This window comes from Okeania sp. (assembly GCF_983059655.1).
Window position 1 is genome coordinate 1 of sequence record NZ_CEZPJD010000446.1, and the last position, 6,355, is coordinate 6,355.

Consider the following 6,355-nt stretch of genomic DNA (forward strand, 5'->3'; position numbering starts at 1 on the left):
TGGGAAATCATTTGTAGTAAAGCACCACTCACACCTAAGTCAGTGAAGGAAGCAATACCTAATAAAACAAAGCCCATGTGAGCCACAGATGAATAAGCCAAACGGCGCTTCATATTAGACTGGCCGAAAGAGTTCAACCCACCATAAACAATGTTAACGACACCCAGAATTGCCAAAATAGGAGCAAAGTAAACATGAGCATCAGAGAGCATTTCCAAGTTGAGGCGAATTAATCCATATCCACCCATTTTCAGCAATACACCTGCCAGAATCATTGATACAGGTGAAGAGGCTTCGCCGTGAGCATCAGGTAGCCATGTATGTAGAGGGAAAATGGCCAACTTTACTCCAAAAGCGATTAATAATCCTGCATATAGTAGAAGCTCTAGGGTCAGTGGATAATCTCTCAGACCTAGTTCAACCATGTCGAAGGTAATATTGCCGCCACCGTATAAGGCCATTCCCAAGGCTGCCACCAGAATAAATATAGAAGCTGCTGCTGTGTAGAGCAAGAATTTTGTTGCAGCATAACGACGCTTTTGGCCACCCCAGATTGAAATTAGTAGGTAGACAGGAACTAGCTCTAGTTCCCACATAATAAACAGTAGCATTAGGTCTTGGGCTACGAATACTCCTATCTGGGCGGAGTATAGCACCAACATTAGAAAATAAAAAAGACGCGGTTTGTAGTCTACTTGCCACGCCGAAAATATTGATAGTGTTGTCACTAGGCCAGCTAGAAGTACCAGTGGCATAGATAAACCGTCTACTGATACTGCCCAACTTAGACCGATCTGAGGGAGCCAGGCATATTTTTCTACAAGTTGAAAAGTGGAGTTGCCGGCATCGTAGTTATTCCAGAAGGCATAGCACATCAGTGCAAAATCAGTAACTCCTACGCCAAGGGCATACCATCTCATGGTTTTTCCGTTCTTATCAGGGATGACGGGAATGAGTAGGGCAGCCAGAAGTGGCAATAGGATAATGGTGGTCAGCCAGGGAAATTGAGTTTCCATAACAGTGAGAACAAATACTTACCTTTGTTTTTTTCCATGTTACTAAACTTTGTAAACGTTTGTAAATAAATATTGAAAAAAATATGAATATTTATATCTAAATTATAACATAAGTTAAACTTATAAACGGTTATTCAAGGCTTGTTTGTGATATAGAACACATATTCATACAATACAAGCTGAATAATAATTTTGATGTCAGGATTTTCTACTAAAAAGATATTATCGATCGCATTATTTGTGAATTTTGTGGCGATCGCTGCTGTTATTTTCCGGGCAATACTATTGGATAAGGGACCATATCGATATTTTGATGAGGGGTCTTTGATTAATTGGTTATCGGGTATTCAGTTATTAATTATTGCTGGAATTAACTGGAAAATTTATCGTTTAAGAATTGGCAGAAAAGAGGTATCTCAGCCTGGAAAGAATTATCAAAGACTTTGGCAGTTTTTGACTTTTGGTTTTGTATTCTGCGCTTTGGATGAACTAATTCAAATTCATGAAAGGTTAGATAAATTTATTCATTGGATGTTTCAAATTCAGGAAACTGCTTTGACAGATAGTATTGATGATTTAATTATTGTGATTTACGGGATTATTGGTTTGTTGGTAATTTATTATTTTCGTCAGGAGTTTTATCAGTATCGAGAGGCTTTTGGTTATTTTAAGATTGCTTTGATTTTAGCTTGTTGTTCCATTGCACTTGATTTTTTCACCCAAGGTCAAGAAACTTCAAACTTGTTAACTGAAACTCAAGAAATGCAAAGGGAATGGCTCAGGAGTATTGAGGAAATATTTAAAATTTTTGCTGAAGTATTTTTGATTGCTACTTTTTATATGTGTTTGAGAATTGCTCAAAGGTTGAAGAAGGCAGTAGGCAGTAGGCAGTAGGCAGGAGGCAGGAGGCAGGAGGCAGGAGGCAGAAGGGAAAATTGTATGGGGATTCTCACCCCAAAGAATTTTAAGCACTCCTGTTGACGGTGGGGTATTAAACCCATAAAAGAAAAGATAAAACTTAATAAAATTAATGTGTGCGATCTCAAATTCCCTTAATTTGGTATAAAAAAATGTTTCAACCAATGCGCCATTGCCAAATTTTTCTCGATCTTAACTTTTCTGGGAGGGTTTAGGGGTGGCCCCCCCTCTCTCACACTACCCATACCCTAAATTTTATCTAGACATGATATTATGCCTAAGTGGTTAAATAATAGAACAATAGATGACAGCAGAAAACACCCAAAAATTAGATGTGTTTGGCGTTGGTAACGCCTTAGTAGATATCCTTGCATTTGTAGAAGAAGATTTGATCGCTAAACATTCTCTGCAAAAAAGCGGAATGACCCTGATGGATGCTCCCACACAAGGAGGAATATTACAGGATCTGGAAAATATCTCTTTAAAAAAGCGTTCTGGAGGGTCGGCAGCAAATACGATGATAGCGATCGCTCAGAGTGGAGGAACAGGTATTTTTGTGGCAAAAGTCGCCAATGATTTTAATGGTGAGTTGTACCGCAAAGATATGCTCGACTCCAAAATTGAATTTAATGTAGTTCCTACATCTACAGGAAATGGACCTACTGGTACTTGTGTGGTACTGACAACTCCTGATGCCGAACGTACCATGTGTACTAATCTTGGAGTATCTGTGAGTCTCAGTGCTAGTGATATTGATGCAGAACAAATTAAGCGTTGTCAATACAGTTATATAGAAGGTTATTTATGGACTGGGCCGGATACAAAGCAGGCTTGTATTCAAGCAATGGAAGATTCTAAACGCCAAGGGGTTAAAGTTTGTTTTACCTTCTCTGACCAGTTTTTAGTAGATATGTTTGCTGATGACTTCCGCCAGGTAGCGTCAAATTATTGTGATGTGTTATTTTGCAATGCTGATGAAGCTCGTAGTTTCTGCGGAATTGAGTCTTTAGAAGAATGTGCTATTCAAATTGGGGAGTTGGTAGAAACAGCTTTTATTACTAATGGTAAGGAAGGTTGTTTAGTTGTAAAAGATAAAAAAATTACTCCTGTACCAGGGTTTTCTGTGAAAGCGATCGATACTGTTGGTGCAGGAGATGCTTTTGCTGGAGGTGTGTTATTTGGTCTTACTCATGGTTACACAGCCACTGAAGCTGCACGTTGGGGAAATTATCTAGCTTCTGCTGTTGTAGAAATTCAAGGTCCGCGTTTAGAAGGTTCTTGGGTAGATAAATTTCAGGAAGTAATATCATCTGCTAATTGACGAACTTTCTAGGTTTCAGGTTAATGGTTCAATCTTAAGCCTTTTCTTCCCTTCTGCCTTTTGCCTTTCTTCCTCCAAAGTGTAAGTAGGGTTTGCGCTCAAAAGTCTTTTTTTTCAGAGGAGTAGCCAGAATCCAGAATTCAGAATCCAGGAGGAAAGTTTGAATACTTCTACTGTAATGATTCTGGCTTTATTATAAGTGATCATCCGAACATGATATAACTTAAGTAGGGTTTGCTGATTTGATTAAATATCAAAGCATTTATAGGCAAAGGCTTTAGCATTTTGAGGTCTAAAAAAGTGCGCCTGTTTCAGCTCTTCATGCTCAAAAAGGAGCGCATTTTTGGAGAATTATGGCAGAAAAATCAGCAGACGATTCTTCTGACTACTTCTTCTATAATTCCCATTCCTCCTGACTTCACCGATTCTGGATTCTGGATTCTGGCTCCTACCCTTACCAAAAAACTTTTTTCAGCAAACCCTAAGTATACCTTTTACTCAAAAGATACCACTCAGGGGTTCTATAGATATTCGCAGCGATCACTCTTTTATCAAATCATACCTTAATTCACCAACGCAAAATAAGCTTCTGATTTTGGCATAAAATCATGTTCGGACGATTAGTTATTAAAACTTCTTCACTTCAAACTTTGCTCTCTTCTTTCTGCTTTCTGCCTTCTTCAATTAAAACTTGTAGTTGCGATCGCGTACCCATAAACTCAGAGGTACAGCTTGGCCTTGAGAATTAACTTTTACTTCTACTACAAAAGGTATTTCACCTTCTGAGTTAACAGTAGTTCGTGCGGTTTGAACATTCCGATTAATATCTTCGCGTTTATCCTCGGGCATATAATAAGTTTCCAAACCATATTTAACTCTCCAACCATCATATTTACCTTGAATAGATATTTGATTATTTGGCAAATTTTGAGGCGGTTTTGCACTTACATCTACAGGTTTCCATGCTTTGGGTATGCCTAAATTTTCTGTTGCTTCAGGTGCAGCTAAAATCACATAAATATTAGTTGGATTTTGTGCAGAAAATTTTCCTGAACTTTCCAATTCAAATTTATTCCAACCAGGAAGTTGACTCAAATTATTTTTGAGAGATATATCATAATTTAAAACTTGATAATAGCCTCGCAAAAAATCATAGGGATCTACAGGCACAGTTTGTAAAACTACTGTTTTACCTGTAATCGTAGTATAAATAGCTTGAGCAGGAATTGACAAAATCAGTGCTAACTGTACAGTTAATGGCAAAATAAATCGCCAAATTGGCATCTGAGTTTTCAAAGATTTTGTTTGATTAATAGGTAGGTTTAATTCTTCAGAATAATCAGATTCTTTAGTTGATAAATTGTTTCGATCAAAAGGATTGATAATTTTCATGTTCATTCTCTCTTTTCTTAGGGGACAGGGAACAGTGGAAAAAACATTGCCTAGTGTAAGATTCATTATTAGGATAAGTCTTACCGCTCTGGCTATTTTTATAATACCAATTTGGAAAAAGAATGTTACGGAGAATAAGACAAATCTATACACAAATTTTTAGACCGATAGCTACTTAATTCTTAGATAATAAATGGCGTTCGAACCATAAACCAGCAGCTATAACTCCTACACCACATAAGATAAATACAAAAGATTTAAGTAATAATCCGGTATTATACTCAAAAGTGCGACAGATAATTTGTAAAGTTAGTAATACTAAACCACCCCAGAAACCTCCTCTAATTCCTCGCATCAATCCAATTCTAATTAAACCTGCTGCTAAAAGAAACATTTCTATATTTATGATAAAAGTTGCTATTTCTGGAATTTCATTGATACTCAAATGCCAGAAACATAATATTGTAGTTACAACAATGAAGCCCAAAATCACACTACTGACTGAATCTAATTGCCAACGGTGAGAATTTGTTCTATTGGTTCGTGCTAAATTCAGCCATTCCCAAATAGAAAAACCTATAAATATTAGAACTTCAATTAAAGTCAACCAACTCAGCTGTAATGATGTATTTCTATTGATCAAATTTTCAGTTAAAATATAATTCCAAACTCCCCGAAAAGATAAATATAAAAATCCAATACTCAAGTACCAAATAGCTAAACTTCTGGCTAATGGTTGAAAAAATCGACTATCTATTTTAGGCAAAATAGTATCGTCATACCCCCATAATAAAGCTGGAGGTAAAATCAAAGCGATCGCTCCCCACAAACCATTATTTGATAAGTAAAAAAATTGCCACAAACTAATTTCTAGAGCTAGTAATAAGATCGATGTTGCCAGAAAAAAAATAATCTTGGAACTGCACCAATAAGCTAGTGGTATTAACAAAAATACTGCCACCATAGCCATATACTTAATAATTGCCTGTAACCAGGAAAATTCCACAGAAGAAAATACTGTTGATACACCCATTAAATAGCCTAATCCTATTAAAAGGATTGCCATAATTCCCAGACTTTCTAGTTGTAAACTATAAGCCATTACCAAAACTCCCAATCCCCAAACAATGTATAATCCGAAAGGAGAACCACCGATATGAAACATTTGAGCCATTAATGCTATATTTGCCCCTAAAATTAATGCTCCAAATATTAAAAGTCCGTGACCTAATCTTTGTTTTTTACTGGTAGTATTCGGTAGATTATTTGGCTGTCGCCAGAGATAAAAACCGTAGGCATTAACTAAGATAAATAAAGTTAATAATAGAAATGCTTTTACTTCTCGCGACCACTGTTGCCAGTTAGCAGAAACAAAAGTGATAATACCTAATCCTAAAAGAATACCACCTAGAGAAATTAAGATAGTAATAAAACGAGAGCTAGCAGTTTGCTCCAAAGCATCAAACTGGTATCTTTCTGATAGTTGTTGATAAAAGCGATCGCTAATTAATTCCTCTGTTTGCCATAGTTTTGCTTCTTTACGGAGCTGGCGACGAAACTTTTCTGTAATCATTTTATTGCTAAATTAAGTAATATAAATGTATCTAATAGAGGTATAGCACTATGCAAATAGGTTAGTGTAATTATCAACACTCAAAGGAGCGTCAGGGATTACTTCTAACTTCTAACTTGCGCGTAGCGCTATGAT

5 protein-coding genes are annotated in these 6,355 nt (G+C 36.6%); 2 read left to right on the plus strand and 3 right to left on the minus strand.

Annotated features, from left to right (window positions below; all coding sequences use genetic code 11):
• On the minus strand, positions 1-1,016 hold a 1,016-nt coding region (locus tag AC3DU7_RS21515; protein WP_488041346.1), incomplete at its 3' end, for an NADH-quinone oxidoreductase subunit M.
• A gap of 195 nt (positions 1,017-1,211) precedes the next feature.
• On the opposite strand from AC3DU7_RS21515, the gene AC3DU7_RS21520 reads away from it, so the two are divergent.
• Positions 1,212-1,910: a hypothetical protein gene (locus AC3DU7_RS21520; RefSeq protein WP_488041350.1), complete on the plus strand. Its 699-nt coding sequence runs from the start codon at positions 1,212-1,214 to the stop codon at positions 1,908-1,910.
• A 328-nt stretch (positions 1,911-2,238) separates the two neighbouring features.
• Positions 2,239-3,255 carry an adenosine kinase gene (locus AC3DU7_RS21525; RefSeq protein WP_488041347.1) on the plus strand — a complete coding sequence of 339 codons (1,017 nt, stop codon included), beginning with the start codon at positions 2,239-2,241 and terminating at the stop codon, positions 3,253-3,255.
• Between the two features lie 684 nt (positions 3,256-3,939).
• Here the strand turns inward: AC3DU7_RS21525 and AC3DU7_RS21530 are convergent.
• Positions 3,940-4,647 (minus strand): GDYXXLXY domain-containing protein, encoded by a 708-nt coding sequence (locus AC3DU7_RS21530; protein WP_488041348.1) that lies wholly within the window; start codon positions 4,645-4,647, stop codon positions 3,940-3,942.
• Between the two features lie 175 nt (positions 4,648-4,822).
• Positions 4,823-6,220, minus strand: coding sequence for a DUF2157 domain-containing protein (locus tag AC3DU7_RS21535; protein ID WP_488041349.1), 1,398 nt, complete (start codon positions 6,218-6,220; stop codon positions 4,823-4,825).
• Positions 6,221-6,355 lie beyond the last annotated feature (135 nt).